At 72.2% G+C, this 14,234-nt stretch carries 12 protein-coding genes and 1 pseudogene; 8 read left to right on the top strand and 5 right to left on the bottom strand.

Features of this window, described 5'->3' with window-relative positions; translation table 11 throughout:
* Nucleotides 1-32: 32 nt before the first annotated feature.
* Nucleotides 33-4,475: an HAD-IC family P-type ATPase gene (locus ABZU25_RS07765; protein ID WP_355028619.1), complete on the bottom strand. Its 4,443-nt coding sequence runs from the start codon at nt 4,473-4,475 to the stop codon at nt 33-35.
* A gap of 161 nt (nt 4,476-4,636) precedes the next feature.
* Between ABZU25_RS07765 and ABZU25_RS07760 the strand changes: the two are divergent.
* From ABZU25_RS07760 to ABZU25_RS07735, 6 genes and pseudogenes are all read left to right on the top strand, one after another.
* A pseudogene (locus ABZU25_RS07760) lies at nt 4,637-4,953 on the top strand (hypothetical protein).
* A 59-nt stretch (nt 4,954-5,012) separates the two neighbouring features.
* The gene (locus tag ABZU25_RS07755; RefSeq protein ID WP_355028542.1) at nt 5,013-6,401 is read left to right on the top strand and encodes an MFS transporter; all 1,389 of its coding nucleotides are present in this window, start codon (nt 5,013-5,015) and stop codon (nt 6,399-6,401) included.
* Between the two features lie 51 nt (nt 6,402-6,452).
* Entirely contained in the window at nt 6,453-7,106 is a 654-nt protein-coding gene (locus ABZU25_RS07750) for a GAP family protein (protein ID WP_355028541.1), read from the top strand.
* Nucleotides 7,107-7,203: 97 nt separating this feature from the next.
* The gene (locus ABZU25_RS07745) at nt 7,204-7,986 is read left to right on the top strand and encodes an NAD(P)H-binding protein (protein ID WP_355028540.1); all 783 of its coding nucleotides are present in this window, start codon (nt 7,204-7,206) and stop codon (nt 7,984-7,986) included.
* Nucleotides 7,987-8,023: 37 nt separating this feature from the next.
* Nucleotides 8,024-8,218 carry a hypothetical protein gene (locus tag ABZU25_RS07740; protein ID WP_355028539.1) on the top strand — a complete coding sequence of 65 codons (195 nt, stop codon included), beginning with the start codon at nt 8,024-8,026 and terminating at the stop codon, nt 8,216-8,218.
* Nucleotides 8,219-8,313: 95 nt separating this feature from the next.
* Nucleotides 8,314-8,862, top strand: a complete 549-nt coding sequence (locus tag ABZU25_RS07735; protein ID WP_355028538.1) for a YbaK/EbsC family protein — start codon at nt 8,314-8,316, stop codon at nt 8,860-8,862.
* Between the two features lie 68 nt (nt 8,863-8,930).
* Here the strand turns inward: ABZU25_RS07735 and ABZU25_RS07730 are convergent, their stop codons facing one another.
* The 4 genes from ABZU25_RS07730 to ABZU25_RS07715 all read right to left on the bottom strand — a co-directional run bounded on the left by ABZU25_RS07730 (nt 8,931) and on the right by ABZU25_RS07715 (nt 12,338).
* On the bottom strand, nt 8,931-9,566 hold the full coding sequence (locus tag ABZU25_RS07730; RefSeq protein ID WP_355028537.1) for a DsbA family oxidoreductase: 636 nt from the start codon (nt 9,564-9,566) through the stop codon (nt 8,931-8,933).
* Nucleotides 9,567-9,586: 20 nt separating this feature from the next.
* Complete coding sequence (locus ABZU25_RS07725) at nt 9,587-10,015, bottom strand: SufE family protein (RefSeq protein WP_355028536.1); 429 nt, start codon at nt 10,013-10,015, stop codon at nt 9,587-9,589.
* A gap of 70 nt (nt 10,016-10,085) precedes the next feature.
* Nucleotides 10,086-10,511 carry a CBS domain-containing protein gene (locus ABZU25_RS07720; RefSeq protein ID WP_109817512.1) on the bottom strand — a complete coding sequence of 142 codons (426 nt, stop codon included), beginning with the start codon at nt 10,509-10,511 and terminating at the stop codon, nt 10,086-10,088.
* A gap of 57 nt (nt 10,512-10,568) precedes the next feature.
* Entirely contained in the window at nt 10,569-12,338 is a 1,770-nt protein-coding gene (locus ABZU25_RS07715) for a proline--tRNA ligase (RefSeq protein WP_355028535.1), read from the bottom strand.
* Nucleotides 12,339-12,525: 187 nt separating this feature from the next.
* Between ABZU25_RS07715 and ABZU25_RS07710 the strand changes: the two genes are divergently transcribed.
* Together ABZU25_RS07710 and ABZU25_RS07705 are read left to right on the top strand one after the other, a co-directional pair.
* On the top strand, nt 12,526-13,056 hold the full coding sequence (locus ABZU25_RS07710; RefSeq protein ID WP_355028534.1) for a SigE family RNA polymerase sigma factor: 531 nt from the start codon (nt 12,526-12,528) through the stop codon (nt 13,054-13,056).
* Entirely contained in the window at nt 13,053-14,228 is a 1,176-nt protein-coding gene (locus ABZU25_RS07705) for a hypothetical protein (RefSeq protein ID WP_355028533.1), read from the top strand. The genes ABZU25_RS07710 and ABZU25_RS07705 overlap by 4 nt, the downstream gene beginning before the upstream one ends.
* Nucleotides 14,229-14,234 lie beyond the last annotated feature (6 nt).

Below are 14,234 nucleotides of genomic sequence, written 5' to 3'. Positions count from 1 at the left end.
TGCGGTACCCCGACGAGCGGTCGGCATGCGGCTCAGCTGTCCGTCGATGTGGTGTCGGGCCGGGCCTGGGGCACGTGTTCCATCAGCTTGGTGAGCGCGCCGTTGGCGAAGGTCGCGCCGAGCGCCGAGCCGGCCCCGATGGTCCAGCCCACCGGCCCGAGCGGGGTGCAGCCGAAGAACTGGCTCACCCCCGGCGTCTGCACCACCACGACGAGCACGCCCAGTGACGCCGCCGTGGACGCCAGCACGGCCGGGCTGGTGCCGCCGGCCAGGATGGTCTGTCCGAGTTGGGTGCCGACCAGGGAGACGAGGGCGACAGTGCCGGCCCGCTGTCGGCGTCCGGTGTACCGGGCCAACGTCCAGCCCGCTGTCGCGCCCAGCGTGGTCGCTGCCGCCCGGAGGCCGATCTCTTTGGTGAGGCTCTCGCCGAGCGCAGCGTCCGGGCCTTCCCGGAGCAGGTTGTCGGTGCGGTCCGACGCGGGTGGCCGGACCGCGATGGCCAGTGCCGGCGCCAGGTCGGTGAGCAGGTTGACAAGCAGCAGCTGTCGGCCGGTGAGTGCGGAGCGGCCGGTCGCCGCGGCGGTCAGCACACTGAACGCGATCTCGCCGAGGTTGCCGCCGACCAGGATGCTGAGCGCGTGCCGCACCGACGACCACATCGCCCGGCCCTCGACCAGGGTGGCGATGATGGTCTCCAACCGGTCGTCGGTCACCACCAGGTCGGCTGCGGCCCGGGCCGCCGGGGTGCCCCGTTGGCCGAGGGCGATGCCGACGTCGGCCAGCCGGATCGCCGGGGCGTCGTTGGCACCGTCACCGGTCATCGCGACGGTCCGCCCGCACTTCTGCAACGCCTGGATGATCCGCACCTTGTGCGCCGGGGTGCAGCGGGCCACCACATCGGTGTTGGCCAACCGCTCGGCGAGCGCGTCGTCGTCCAGTTGGTCGAGTTCACCGGCGGTGACCACCCGCTGCTCGTCGTGCTCGCTGATGGTGGCCGCGATCGCCTCGGCGGTGGCCGGATGATCACCGGTGATCATGATGGTGTGCACGCCGGCCTGGCGGATCCGGCGCACCGCCGGGGCGGCGCTCTCCCGGACCCCGTCGGCGAGGGCCAGGAAACCCACGAAGGTCAGCCCTCGGACGTCGGCGTCGGTCACCTTCGGGTCGTCCACCTGGCACTCGGCGACGGCCAGGATCCGGTTTCCCGCCCCGGCCCGATCGGCCAGCATCCGCTCCAACTCGGCGCGGCCGGCGTCGTCCAGTGGCTCTCGACGGCCGTCGGTGCGCCGGGCCGAGCAACGCGGCAGCACTGTCTCCGGGGCACCCTTGACACTCAACAACAGGTGACCTTCGGTCTCTCCGATGCTCGCGTGATAGCCACGGGACGGTTCGAACGGCAGCCCTCCGGCAGCCCGCCAACCCCGGGCACCGGTCTGCTCCACCACCCCGGCCACCCCGGCGCCCCGCCGGACCGCCCGGTCGGTCTGCAACGCCAACTCCTCCGGACTGGCCGCGGCGGGGGTGGCGCGCAGCGCCGCGGCCAGCGTCAATCGGAGCCGGTCGTCCAGCCGGTCCACCGAGGCGTACCGATCGCCCACGCCGTCACCGACCCCGGCGAGCAGTAGCTGGCCCTCGGTGAGGGTGCCGGTCTTGTCGAAGCAGAGCACGTCCACCCGACCCAGCGCCTCGATGGTGCGCGGATTGCGAACCAACGCGCCGTGCTCGGCCAACCGTCGGGCGGCGGCCAGCTGCGCCGCGCTGACCAGGAACGGCAGCCCCTCCGGCACCGACGCCACGGCGAGGTTCGCCGCGGTCGCCGCCGTTTCGGCCAGGGGTACGCCCCGAAGCAGGCCCGCGCCGGCCACCGCCACCGCCGAACCGGCGGCCAACGGGATGGCGGCACTGGTCAACGAACCGAGTCGGGCTTCCACCCCACTGGTCGGTGGGGCCTGCCGAACGAGCGCCAGACTGCGACCGGATTCGGTGTCCGAACCGGTCGCGACGACCACGGCAGTGCCGTGCCCGGCGGCGACGGTGGTGCCCTCGTAGAGCATCGAGTGTCGGTCGGCGATGGCGGCGGCCACCACCGGTCGGTTGGACTTGGCGACGGGCAGCGACTCGCCGGTCAGTGACGATTCGTCCGCCTCCAGGCCCACCGCCTCGAGGACGCGGCAGTCGGCGGGCACCGAGTCACCCGGCTCCAGGGCGATGACGTCCCCGAGGACCAGGTCCTCGGCGGCGAGAACCTGCTCGCCGCCGTCCCGGCGGACCCGTGCGGTAACCGCCGAACGGGACAGCAGCTCCGCCAGTGACCGTTCGGTGTTGCGTTCGTGCACCGCGCCGATCAGGGCGGATCCACCGACCACGCTGCCCACCAGCGCGGCGTCGACAAGCGAGCCGAACGACGCGGACAGCACCGCCCCGGCGGCCAGCACCGGGGTCAGCGGGTTGGACAACTCGTCCACGAAGGCGCGCAGCAGACCACCCCGTCCGGGTCCGGCATCGCCGTTCCCGCTGACGCTGTGGTGCCGGCGCTGCGCTTCCGCGCTGGCCAGACCGTCCGGCGTGGTCCGCAGGTGGCCGAGCACGGTACTGACCGGCATCAGGTGCCAGGCGGTCGTGACCGGTGCCGGGGTGTCCGACTGGTCGTGCAGCCGGCGGGCCTGCCAGACCCCGTTCGCGAAGGCCAACCCGGCCGCGCCGTTCACCGCGACGAGTGACCGGCCGGGCAGCTCGGTCGGCGGGGCCGTGAACGCGCCAAGCGCCCCGAGACCGGTGCCGGCCATGGCCAGCCGGATGTTCTGCTGGGCCGTACGCCGAGCCACCCCGGTCGCCTCGATCACCAGGGCCACCACCCGCAGGTCGGCACCGACCAGCAGATGCGCGCCCCACGGCGGCAGGTCCTCCGGCGCGGCGAGCCCCAGACCGCAGTCGGACGCGCCGAGCGCCCTCCGGTCCGCCGACACCAGCATCACCACCGCGCCGTCGCGCTGCAACGTGCGTACCGACTCGGCCAGCCGGTCGCCGCCGGGCAGCATCGCATCGGCGAAGCCGTACCGCTGCTCGTCGCCGCCGGCCACCACCAGCCGCAGGCCAGCGTGCCGGGCGGCGGCCGGCAGGCCGTCGACGCCGGGCGCGGGTTCCGGCTCGACCCGCAACAGTGCGGCGAGTCGGTCGCCGTGGGCGAGGCCGAGTAGCTGGCCGCCGGCGGAGCGCAGCCGGTCGCCGTCCGGGATGTCACCCAGGTCGGTGCTGGGCAGCTGATCCAGCGGTCCGAGCCGCCAGCCGTCCGCGGTGCGGGAAGCGGCCGGATCGTCCGGGTCGAACAGCGCGAAGGCCCGCTCCGCGACCTGGTCGACGTCCGCACCGGGCACCGGCGCCAGATCGGCCAGTACGCCCCGGTCCGAGCCGAGCACGGCGGCGTCCAGCACGAGCGTGTCGATCCGGTCCAGCTCCCGCAGCACGCCGCTGTCCATCGCGATCACTCCGCGTCGGGCCAGCATCCGGCCGAGCTGGGCGGCGTACCCTTCGCGTCCGCTGCCGGGTGCCTTCGGCAGCGTCGACAAGCCCACCGCGATGGCCCGTTTCGGCCCGGCGAACGGCATCGCCGCCGCACCCGCCGCCACCCCTGCGGCGAGCATGCGGTTGACGTACCGCTCGACCGGGCCGTCCGGCTTTGGCCGGGGACGCTCGATGACCGGCCAGCGGGCGGTGGCTCGTTCCGCGTCGCCGGTCAGTCGTGGCTCGGCCCGCTCCCAGGCCGAGAGCTGGGCCCGCGCCTCGCTCCACTGCACCACCCGCTGGGCACCGTCCAGGACGATTCCGGTCCAACGGCCGGTCAGGCCCTGCACCACCGCTTCGGCCAGCGGAAAGAGGATGTCGGCGCGGGGGTCGGAGCGCAGCCGTTTGCCGATGAACCCGTGCAGCTTCGGTTGTAGATCAACCGCGGCGAGCAGGCCCGCCACCTCACCCGGCAGCGGCGCGAACGGCAGGATCCGGGTGGCCGCCGAGATGGTCAGGCCGAGCGCGTCCGAGGCGAGCGCGCCGAGGGTACGGGGGGTTCGCGGCCCTTCCTCAGGTGGGTGCGGTGGCGGGATCTCCGGGTCGGGCTCGTGGTCACAGGTCCGCTCGACCCGGCTGATCGTGGCGATCAGATCGGGCAGCGCCGGCTCGGGAGTCTCGACGGCAACCACCACCCGCCCGGATGGGGCGTTGACCCGAGCCCAGGCGACCCCGGGTAGACGTTCCAGCGCGCCCTCCACCTGACGGGCCAGCTGGTTCCCGCCGTCCTGGCAGACACCGTGCACCTCGATGTGGTGTCGACCCTGCCGGGACCAGACCCGACGCCGCGTCAGCCCGGCCGTCCGGGCCAGTCGGGTCGCGGCCGAACTGACGGTCCGGGACGCCTCGCCGACCAGGTGCGGCATGCCGAAGGACGGCAGGATCCGGCTGGCTGCGCGACCCGCCGCCGTCATCGAGGCGTACGGCTGGACGGACGCCGGCCCGACTCCCTGTTGCTGCTGGTCCTGACCTTGGCCATCTCGTCCTCCCACCGCCGCACGTCCGGCGGCCTGGCTTCCCGACCTGCCATCCGTTATGCCCTCGTGGTGGTGGAACTTTCCGTCGTCGCCGGCGCATGGACGGGGTGGGCCGTGGAATCCGACGACCATCACCGGACATGGGGAGGCCGGCATGAGCACGCTGACGCGACATCTGAACGGCTCGCACGAGAACGTCCGGATGTACAACCGCCGGGTGGCGTTACCGATATTGGGCGAGATGGCGGTACCGCCACCGGACAAGGTCGCCTACTACGCGGGGCTCGGTGTGCTCGCCGCGCTCCAGGTCATCGAGTGGCCGATCGCCCTGGTGATCACCGCCGGTCACCTGTTGGCTGATCAGCACTTGTCGGGCCTGGTGCGGGGGGTCGGGCAGGCGCTGCAGGACGCCTGACGAGAGCCGGGTCACCGCTGGTTGACATGAATCCGGGTTGAGGTCGCATGCTCGGGTTCATGCCGAGCACAGTCGCCACCACCGCACCGGCCGTACCGGGGCTGTTCGCACCCCGGTTGCGCGCCATGACGGTGGGCAGCGTCGCGTTGATCTCGTTGCTCGCGTTCGAGGCGCTGGCGGTCGGTACGGCGATGCCGACCGTCGCCCGCAACCTGGACGGGGTCGCGCTGTACGGGATCGCGTTCGGTGGCCCGTTCGCGACGGGCGTGCTGGCCATGGTGGTCTCCGGCATCTGGTGTGACGCCAGAGGCCCCCGGGGTCCGATGTGGCACGGGGTCGCCTGGTTCGTGGTCGGGTTGCTGATCGCCGGGAGCGCCCCCGCGATGAGCGTGCTGGTCGTCGGGCGGGTGGTGCAGGGGTTCGGCTCCGGGCTGCTCTCGGTGGCGCTCTACGTGATCGTCGGGCAGGCGTACCCGCAGGAACTGCACCGGCGGATCTTCGCGGCGTTCGCGGCGGCGTGGGTCGTACCGTCGCTGGTGGGGCCGGCGGTGGCCGGCCTGATCGTGGAGCACCTGGGCTGGCGGTGGGTCTTCCTCGCGGTGCCGGTGGTGGCGGTGCCAGCGGTGTTGCTGATCCACCCCGGCCTGCGGTCGCTGGGGCGGAGCGCGACGACCCGGCCACCAGCCGGCGCGGTGGGGCGGATCGGTTGGGCGTGCGGGGCCGCGGTGAGCGCCGCTCTGCTGCACATCGGGGGGCAGCAGCGCGGCGTCACCGCCCTGACGCTGATCGCGCTTGCCGTGGTCGGCCTGCTGGTCTGTGCCCCGCGCCTGCTGCCGGCCGGGTTCCTGCGGGCGGCCCGAGGGCTGCCCACAGTGGTTGGGCTGCGAGGGCTGGCGTCGGCGGCCTTCGTCGGCGCCGAGGTGGTCATCCCGTTGATGCTCTCCCGGGAGCGGGGCCTCTCGCCGACCGCGGCCGGGCTGGTCCTCACTGTCGGTGCGCTGGCCTGGTCGGCCGGTTCCTGGTTGCAGGGCCGGATCCCGGTGCCGGCGTCTCGGGCCAGCCTGCCGCGCGTCGGGTTGAGCTGCATCACGGTCGGCACGGCCACGGTGGCGCTGGCCGTCCGGCCCGAGCTTCCGGTGGCTGTCGCCGTGCTCGGATGGGCGGCGGCGGGCCTCGGCATGGGGCTGCTCTACCCGTCGTTGTCGGTGCTCACCCTGGAGCTGTCCGCCCCTGGTGAGCAGGGCCGCAACAGCTCCTCCCTGCAACTGGGCGACTCCCTCTTCGCGGCGACAGTGCTCGCGCTGACCGGTGCCGTGCTGGCTGCGGGGAGCGCGCCCGGCCCGGCCAGTTACGCGGCGACGCTGGCGGTGACGGCGGGCCTGGCACTGCTCGGGGCGCTGCTGGCCGGTCGCGTCGTGGTGGGCGGAAGTGTGCGGCCGGGCGGGTGATCCGCGGATTCGGTCGCGGCCGGCGTGGTGGGGCCGGGAGGATGGCGGGCGATGAACTTCCTGACCATCCTGCCGCTCGCCGTGGTGATGGTCGCCGGGACACAGTTGGTGGTGGCGGTCTTTCTCGCCTCGTCGGACCGGCCCCGGGCGGCGTCACTGGGCTTCCTCGCGGGCGCCGGACTGGTGGTCACCGCCGGCGTGACGCTGAGCTGGCTGCTGACCCGTTGGGTGGGCGGGCTGGCAGCCGACGCCAGTGCCGCCGCCGGCACTGTCGATCGGGGTCCCGCCATCGACCTGGTGATTCTCGCCCTGCTGGTCGGCGTGGCCGTGGTGGTGTGGGTACGCCGGGACCGGTCCGGGCCGCCGAGGTGGCTGGGGAGCATCGAGCACGCCGACCCGCGTACGGCACTGCGACTGGGCGCGTTGCTCTTCGTGGTGACGCCGACCGACGACCTGACCATGGCCGCCGTGGGGGCGAGTGTGGCCCGACACAACCTGCCGTGGTGGCACCTGGTGCCGTTCGTGCTGCTCACCGTGCTCCTGCTCGCCCTGCCCCTGCTGGCGTTGCTGCTGCTCCGAGACAGGGCGGCGCGGGCCCTGACCCGGATGCGGGAGTGGGCCGAGGGGCACGCCTGGATCGTCAACGAGATCGTGATCGCGTTCTTCGCGCTGCTGACCGTGCTGGACCTGATCCGCTCCGGGTGAGTCGCGGCACACCCGGTCACGGAGTTGCCAGGCCATTTCGTCGACACCGGGTGGGGCGATGGGCGTGCCGTGGTCCGCGGCAGGAAAGGGGGACGAGATGAGGGTTCTGGTCACCGGGGCGAGCGGTCGCCTGGGGCGTGCGGTGCTTGCCCGGCTGCGCAGTGACGGGATGACCGTCCGGGCCACCAGCCGACGGTCGCACGCCGGCTCCGAGGTCGAGTGGGTGGTGGCGGACCTGGCGTCGGGCGACGGGCTGCCCGAGGCGGTGTCCGGGATGGACGCGGTGCTGCACCTGGCGTCCGCGCCGCGGGGCGGGCAGACCTATCAGGTGGACGTGCTGGGCACCCGCCGGCTCGTGGTGGCCGCTGGCGCGGCCGGTGTGGGGCACCTCGTCTACATCTCGATCGTCGGGGTGGATCGGGTGCCGATCCCGTACTACCGGCACAAGCTCGCCGCCGAAGAGGTGGTCGCGGCCGGCCCGGTGCCGTGGTCGGTGCTGCGGGCCACCCAGTTCCCACAGTTCCTGGACGACCTGCTCGCCTCCAGCGCCCGGCTGGGGCTGGTGATCGGGGACCGGGCGGTGCTCGCCCAACCGGTCGACCCGGGCGAGGTGGCGGCCCGGCTGGCAGCTCGGCTGGTCGCCGGCCCGCTGGGCGGCGTCGAGGAGTACGGCGGGCCGCAGGTGCTCCGCTTCGACGAGGCGCTCCGGGCGTGGCGGGAGGCCCGCGGCTCGCGCCGACCGCTGCTGCCGGTGCGGATCCCCGGTCGAATCGGTAGCGAGTTGCGCGCCGGTGGCCTGGTTACCGAGGCACTGCCCCGGGGCGCCCGGACCTGGGCCGACCACCTCGCCGACACGTACGGGGGAACGGGGCGGAAATGAGAGCAACAACGGTTCACGTTCGTCTTACGGTGACGCCATGTTCGTTGTCGTCACCACGGTGATCCTCTACGTCTTCGGTTTCGTCTTCCTCTATGGCGTGATCCGGCTGGGAGTCCGGCACGCCTTGGAGGACCTGGAACTGCAACGGGCCAAGGCCCAGCGCGAGGAGGAGTTGGCGGCATCTCGTGACCGCTCGTTCCTGCGCGACAACGCGTTCCTCGCCGGCAGTTGAGCACCGGATCGGTTCGGCCCGGACCGGTGGCGTCCCGCGGTGGTCCGGACGCCGCCGGGCGGTTCAGCGTGGCGGATGCGAGGATCGCACCCGTGATGGGAACGCTGAAGACCGAACCCGCCCGCGCCCGCCTGGACCTGCTCGCCCCGCCGGTGGCGGAAGCCATCGCCCAGTGGCCCGCCGACGCGCCGGTGGACGTCAACGACGTGCTGGTCGCGCCGATCGACGCCGAGCTTGCCGACACCGCCGCGTTCTGCGCGGCGTACGAGGTGGGGCTGGACGTGTCGGCCAACTGTGTGGTGGTGGCGGGCAAGCGTGAGGGTGTGGTCCGCTACGCGGCCTGCATCGTCCTGGCTACCACCAGAGCCGATGTGAACGGGGTGGCCCGCCGGGCGCTCGACGTCCGCAAGGCGAGCTTCGCCCCGATGGCCGACGCTGTCGAGTTGACCGGGATGGAGTACGGCGGCATCACCCCGATCGGGCTGCCGGCGCAGTGGCCGATCCTCGTGGACGCGCGGGTCATCGCCACCCCGCACGTGATCATCGGGTCCGGCGTACGGCACAGCAAGATCGCACTGCCGGGGCCGGCGTTGGGCGCGCTACCCGGCGCGCAGGTGGTGGAAGGGCTGGCCAGGCCGGCTTGAGCAGGCACCGGCATCGATGTTGTTGCACGTGAAACATCGTGATCATCAATGCCGGGTGCCCCGGTGGCTCAGTGTGCAGCGGCCTCGCGCTGCTCGACCTCGGCGAGCGCCGCGAGCAGGGTCTGCACCTCCTGTGCGCCGGAGACGGCGTACTTCCCGGCCAGGACGAACATCGGCACGCCGGTGATGCCGAGCTCCCGGGCGGTAGCCAGTTGGGCCTCGACGTCGGCGACCCGCTCGTCGGAGTCGAGGAAGCGGCGTGCGTCGGCCGCGTCCAGACCGATCGTGCCGGCCAGGGCGGCCAGCGCCTCCCGGGAGCCCACGTCGACACCCTGCACGAAGTGCGCCTGGTAGAGCGCCTCCACCAGCTCGGCCGCCCGACCGTGGTCGGTGGCGTAGGAGACCAGCCGGTGCGCGTCGAAGGTGTTGGCGATCACCGCGCGGTCGTAGTCCAGTCGAAGCCCGTCAGCCGCCGCGACCTGGGTCACGTGGGCAACCATCTGCCGGGCGCGCTCCGGGCCGCCGAACTTGCCGGCCAGCGCCTCCACCAGGGGGAGCGGCTCGGCGACCGGCGACGGGTCGAGCTGGAACGGCCGGTAGCGGACCGTCACCTCGCCCGGGTAGCTGGCGAGAGCCTCATCCAGGCGGCGCTTGCCGATGTAGCACCACGGGCAGATGACGTCCGCGTAGATCTCGATCTCCATGATCGGTGCCAACCTCGCGGTCAGCCGAGTTGTTCCCGGACCTGACGCTTGAGCCGGCCCAGGATCGCCGTGCCGCCGCGGATCCGCAGCGGGGTGATCGCCTGCGCCAGGCCCATCCGCTGGTAGAGGTCGTCCGGCACGGCCAGCACCTCCTCCGGGCTCGCCGAGGCCAGCCCTTCGGCGAGGATCCCGGCGAACGCCCGGGTGGTCGGCGCCTCCGGCGGGCAGTCGAAGATCGTCGTCACGGTGCCCTCCGGGGTCACCTTGGCGCGCAGGAAGAACGACGTCTGACACTCCGGCACCTGTTCCATGCCCTCGCGATCGACGGTGCCCTCCGGCAGCACCGGGATGACGTCCGCATACTCCAGGAGCATCTCCAGCACCAGGTCACGCGGCGCGGCAGCGAACTCGTCGACGATCTCGGCCAGTCGGGCCGGCATGTCAGCCATGCGTCGAGGCTACCGCCGGACACCTGTCGACCGGCCGGCGGCGCATACCGCGCCCGGCCCGGCCCGTTCGTCACACCGTCGGCGACTGCTCGCTGATCTCGCTGAGGGCGCTGGTGGGGTCGAGCTGCATGGCCAGGTCGCCGAGCGAGACGATCCCGACCAGCTTGCGATCGGTGTCACAGACCAGCACCCGGCGGATGCCCCGTTCCCGCATGAGCGCCGCCGCCTCGCCCGCCGTGCAGTGCTGCTCGATCATGACCACCTCACGGGTGACGATCGAGCCGATGGTGGTGGCCGCGGGGGAGCTGTTCTCCGCCACGGCCCGCACCACGATGTCCCGGTCGGTGAGCATGCCGGCGAGGCTGGCGCCGTCGGTGACCACCACGTCGCCGATGTCCGCCTCCTTCATCACCCTGGCCGCCTCGTCCAGGGTGGTCTCCGCCGGCAGGTACACCACCTGCTTGGTCATCACGTCACTGACCCGGTAACCGGTCATGAGAGCCTCCGAAGACGTTTACACCCGATCCGACTGCACTACCCGGTGACGCGGCAGCTACACCAGGTTTCCACGTTCCTGGCGTACCTCGTGGACGAGTCGGTCCACCAGACCGTCAAGCGGTAGCTCGGTGCGCCCGTCGCCAGCCCGCTCACGCAGCTCGACGTACCCCTCGGCGAGTCGGCGGCCGACCACGACGGCCCGGGGGATGCCGATCAGCTCCGCGTCGGTGAACTTGACCCCGGCCGAGACGTGGGTACGGTCGTCGACGAGCACCCGCAGGCCGGCGGCGGCGAGGCGCCCGCCCAGCTCCAGCGCCGCGTCGAGTTGCGGCCCCTTGCCCGCCACCACCAGGTGTACGTCGCACGGCGCGATCGCCGCCGGCCAGACCAGCCCCCGGTCGTCGTGGTGCTGTTCGGCGATCGCCGCGACCGCCCGGGACACCCCGATGCCGTAGCAGCCCATTGTCGGCCGGATCGGCTTGCCGGCCGGCCCGAGCACGTCGACAGCGAACGCGTCGGTGTACCGGCGACCGAGCTGGAAGATGTGGCCGATCTCGATGCCCCGCCGGATCGTCAGCTCGCCGTCGGCGCAGTCGGGGCAGCTGTCACCGGCGCGCACCTCGGCCGCCTCGATCGTCCCGTCGGGCGTGAAGTCCCGCCCGTGGACGACGTCGGTCGCGTGCCGTCCCGGCTCGTTCGCACCGGTCAGCCACGCGGAGCCGGGCGCCACCCGGGGATCGACCAGATAGCGGACGCCCAGCTTGTCAAGCACCTGCGGCCCGATGTACCCGCGGATTAGCTCCGGATGCTCGGTCCACTCGTCGAAGACGGCCACCTGGGCCGGCGCCAGCGCGGCGGCGACCCGCTTCAGGTCGACCTCCCGGTCCCCGGGCAGCCCGATCACCAGGGGCTCGGCCCGGTCCGCACCCGGCTGCCGAACGGACAGCACCACGTTCTTCAGGGTGTCGGCGGCGGTCCAGCCGTCCCGACCGCCCAACCGCTGGGCGTTCGCCAGCTCCACCAGACCGGCGATCGTCGGGGTCTCCGGGGTGTCGTGCACCTCGACGGCCGGCTGCGTGGTCGGGTCAACGGCGGCCGGCGCCCGGGTGACCACCGCCTCGGTGTTCGCCGCGTAGTCGCAGGCGGTGCAGCCGACGAAGGTGTCCTCGCCGACCGGTGTCGCCGCCAGGAACTCCTCCGACGCGGAGCCACCCATCGCGCCGGACATCGCGTGCACCACCGTGTAGTCCAGGCCCAACCGGTCGAAGATCCGCTGGTACGCCGCGCGATGCCGGGCGTACGCGTCCCGCAGCCCCGCCTCGTCCAGGTCGAAGGAGTACGCGTCCTTCATCAGGAACTCCCGGCCGCGCAGCAGCCCGGCCCGGGGCCGCGCCTCGTCGCGGAACTTCGTCTGCACCTGGAACAGCGTCACCGGGAAGTCCCGGTACGAGCTGAACAGGTCCTTGACCAGCAGCGCCGCCATCTCCTCGTGGGTGGGCGCCAACAGGTACTCGGCACCGCGCCGGTCGGCGAGGGTGAAGATGTCGTCGCCGTACTCCGTCCACCGGCCGCTCGTCCGGTAGGGGTCGGCCGGCAGCAGCGCCGGGAAGTGCACCTCCTGGTCGCCGATCGCGAACAACTCGCCGCGCACCACGTCGGTGATCCGATCCAGCACCAGTTTGCCCAGCGGCAGCCAGGTGTAGCCGCCCGGCGCGGCGCGGCGGATGTAACCGGCGCGCAGGAGAAGCCGGTGGCTCGGCACCTCCGCGTCGGCCGGGTCCTCGCGCAGGGTCCGGAGCAGCAGGGTCGACATGCGCAGCAGCATGGGTGCAGCGTAGGGCCGCATCGATCGGACGAGCGAACCAATTCGGACCTGCTGCGCGACTCCGGTGACGTGATCGATTCGAACGGGCGGGCCGGACGATGCTCGCTGGCGGCAACCCTTGCCGCGCCGACTCGCGTCTGGGAAGGCAGCACCTCACCCCCTTCTCACTACCCAAGGATCGGCCCGTGTGGACCCTCTACTGAGTGAGTTCGACTCGTTCGTCCGTACCCGCACTCCGGCGTTGCTGCGCTCCGCCTACCTACTCACCGGTGACCAACACCTGGCCGAGGACCTCGTCCAGTCGGCCCTGGCCCGAACACACCGGTCCTGGAACCGACTGCACCACAGCGGCAACGCCGAGGCGTACACCCGTAAGACCATGTACCACCTACAGGTGTCCTGGTGGCGGCGGCGCCGGATACCCGAGTCGATGCCGGGCGATCTGCCCGAGCCACGCGGAGGCGGCTCGGCCCCCGACCACGCCCAACAGACCAGCCTGCGGCTCACTCTCCGGGCCGCGCTGGCGAAGCTCTCGCCGAAACAACGGGCCGTGCTGGTGCTGCGGTTCTTCGAGGACCGCACCGAGGTGGAGACCGCGGACCTGCTCGGCGTCACCGTCGGCACCGTGAAGAGCCAGACGGCGAAGTCGCTGGCCAAATTGCGGGTGGTCGCGCCCGAACTCGCCGAGCTGTACGTCCTGGAAGGAAACGTCCGATGAACGACCAGCGCCTCCGGCTCGATCTGACCGAGCTGGCCGACGAGGTCACGGTGGTCGACCTACGGGAACGGACCCTGCGGACGTCCCGTCGGCTCGGCATCCAGCGGGCGGTGGCCACGTCCGCCGCCGCGCTGGTGCTGATCGCGGCGGCGACCGGCACCGCCCTCGCCATCCGCCCGGACCGGTCCCCGTCCCCCCTACCCGCCGACACCCCGTCGGTCACGGCGACGCCGACGCCCAGCCCGACGCCATCCACAAGCGCCAGCGACGCGCCAGGATCCTCTGCTGGCGAATCCGGCACGAACACGCCGAGTGTGGGGATCGGCAAGCTCTTCTACGGTCCCGCCAAGGTTACCGACGCGAAGACCAACAACCTGCGGTCCTGGCGTCCTGGGGGCGACCCGGTACGACTGCTGGCGCTGCCCGAACTCGCGGCTGTGGGCAACGTGAGTGTCTCGCCGGATGGCCGCCGGGTGGCCTGGATCGAAGACGGTGGCGACGGCAGGAGCACCATCTTCACGGCCAACGCCGATGGCAGCGACAAACAGACGATGCGTTCTGGAGTGGAGAGGTACTGCGTCACCCCGGTCTGGTCGCCGGACGGGCACCTGCTGTTCCGCGAGGCGAAGGCGACGGGTGAACCCGGACGGTTCGGCGTACTGGACACTCATTCGGCTACGAAGTCCGTTCGCTGGTGGGCCACCGAGCCATCGGCCTGCCATGCCGTCTGGTCGGCCGACGGCGGGACCATCGCGATGAACACCGACGCCGGTGTGACGTTGTTCGACACCGATGGCAACCAGAAGCGTGACGTGCCGGGGTTGGACCCGAGCGGCACCTGGTGGAGCAGCCACTTCGCCAGCCTCTCCCCGGACGGCGACCGCGTCGCCCTGTACCGCTACCACCCGGGCAGCGAGGACGGGCGGGACGTAGCCAGATTCCTCCAGGTGAGCGCGGTGCTGGAGACACGCGTCGGCACGCAGGTCACGTTGCCGTTGGGTGGACGCACGCTGCGGCAGGTCTACTTCCAGGCCGACGGGTCGATGGTCGTGCGGGTGCAGGCCGGCAACGGGTACGCCGTGCTGCTCGTCGACAAGGATGGCCGGAAGATCTCCGAGACCGCCGAGCCGGCGGCTCTGAAGGACATGCAGATCCTGGCCGTCGTGGCCTGACGACCA

The sequence above is a fragment of the Micromonospora sp. NPDC005215 genome, from assembly GCF_040607915.1.
Classification (GTDB): Bacteria; Actinomycetota; Actinomycetes; order Mycobacteriales; family Micromonosporaceae; genus Micromonospora.
The sequence above is the reverse complement of the archived record's forward strand: the minus strand, read 5'-3'. Positions and strand labels throughout refer to the sequence as shown.

Excerpts from the sequence above, each read along its gene's own strand:
- ABZU25_RS07765 (WP_355028619.1), bottom strand. The coding sequence starts at position 4,475 with ATGACGGCGGCGGGTCGCGCAGCCAGCCGGATCCTGCCGTCCTTCGGC.
- ABZU25_RS07755 (WP_355028542.1), top strand. The coding sequence starts at position 5,013 with ATGCCGAGCACAGTCGCCACCACCGCACCGGCCGTACCGGGGCTGTTC.
- ABZU25_RS07750 (WP_355028541.1), top strand. The coding sequence starts at position 6,453 with ATGAACTTCCTGACCATCCTGCCGCTCGCCGTGGTGATGGTCGCCGGG.
- ABZU25_RS07745 (WP_355028540.1), top strand. The coding sequence starts at position 7,204 with ATGAGGGTTCTGGTCACCGGGGCGAGCGGTCGCCTGGGGCGTGCGGTG.
- ABZU25_RS07740 (WP_355028539.1), top strand. The coding sequence starts at position 8,024 with ATGTTCGTTGTCGTCACCACGGTGATCCTCTACGTCTTCGGTTTCGTC.
- ABZU25_RS07735 (WP_355028538.1), top strand. The coding sequence starts at position 8,314 with ATGGGAACGCTGAAGACCGAACCCGCCCGCGCCCGCCTGGACCTGCTC.
- ABZU25_RS07730 (WP_355028537.1), bottom strand. The coding sequence starts at position 9,566 with ATGGAGATCGAGATCTACGCGGACGTCATCTGCCCGTGGTGCTACATC.
- ABZU25_RS07725 (WP_355028536.1), bottom strand. The coding sequence starts at position 10,015 with ATGGCTGACATGCCGGCCCGACTGGCCGAGATCGTCGACGAGTTCGCT.
- ABZU25_RS07720 (WP_109817512.1), bottom strand. The coding sequence starts at position 10,511 with ATGACCGGTTACCGGGTCAGTGACGTGATGACCAAGCAGGTGGTGTAC.
- ABZU25_RS07715 (WP_355028535.1), bottom strand. The coding sequence starts at position 12,338 with ATGCTGCTGCGCATGTCGACCCTGCTGCTCCGGACCCTGCGCGAGGAC.
- ABZU25_RS07705 (WP_355028533.1), top strand. The coding sequence starts at position 13,053 with ATGAACGACCAGCGCCTCCGGCTCGATCTGACCGAGCTGGCCGACGAG.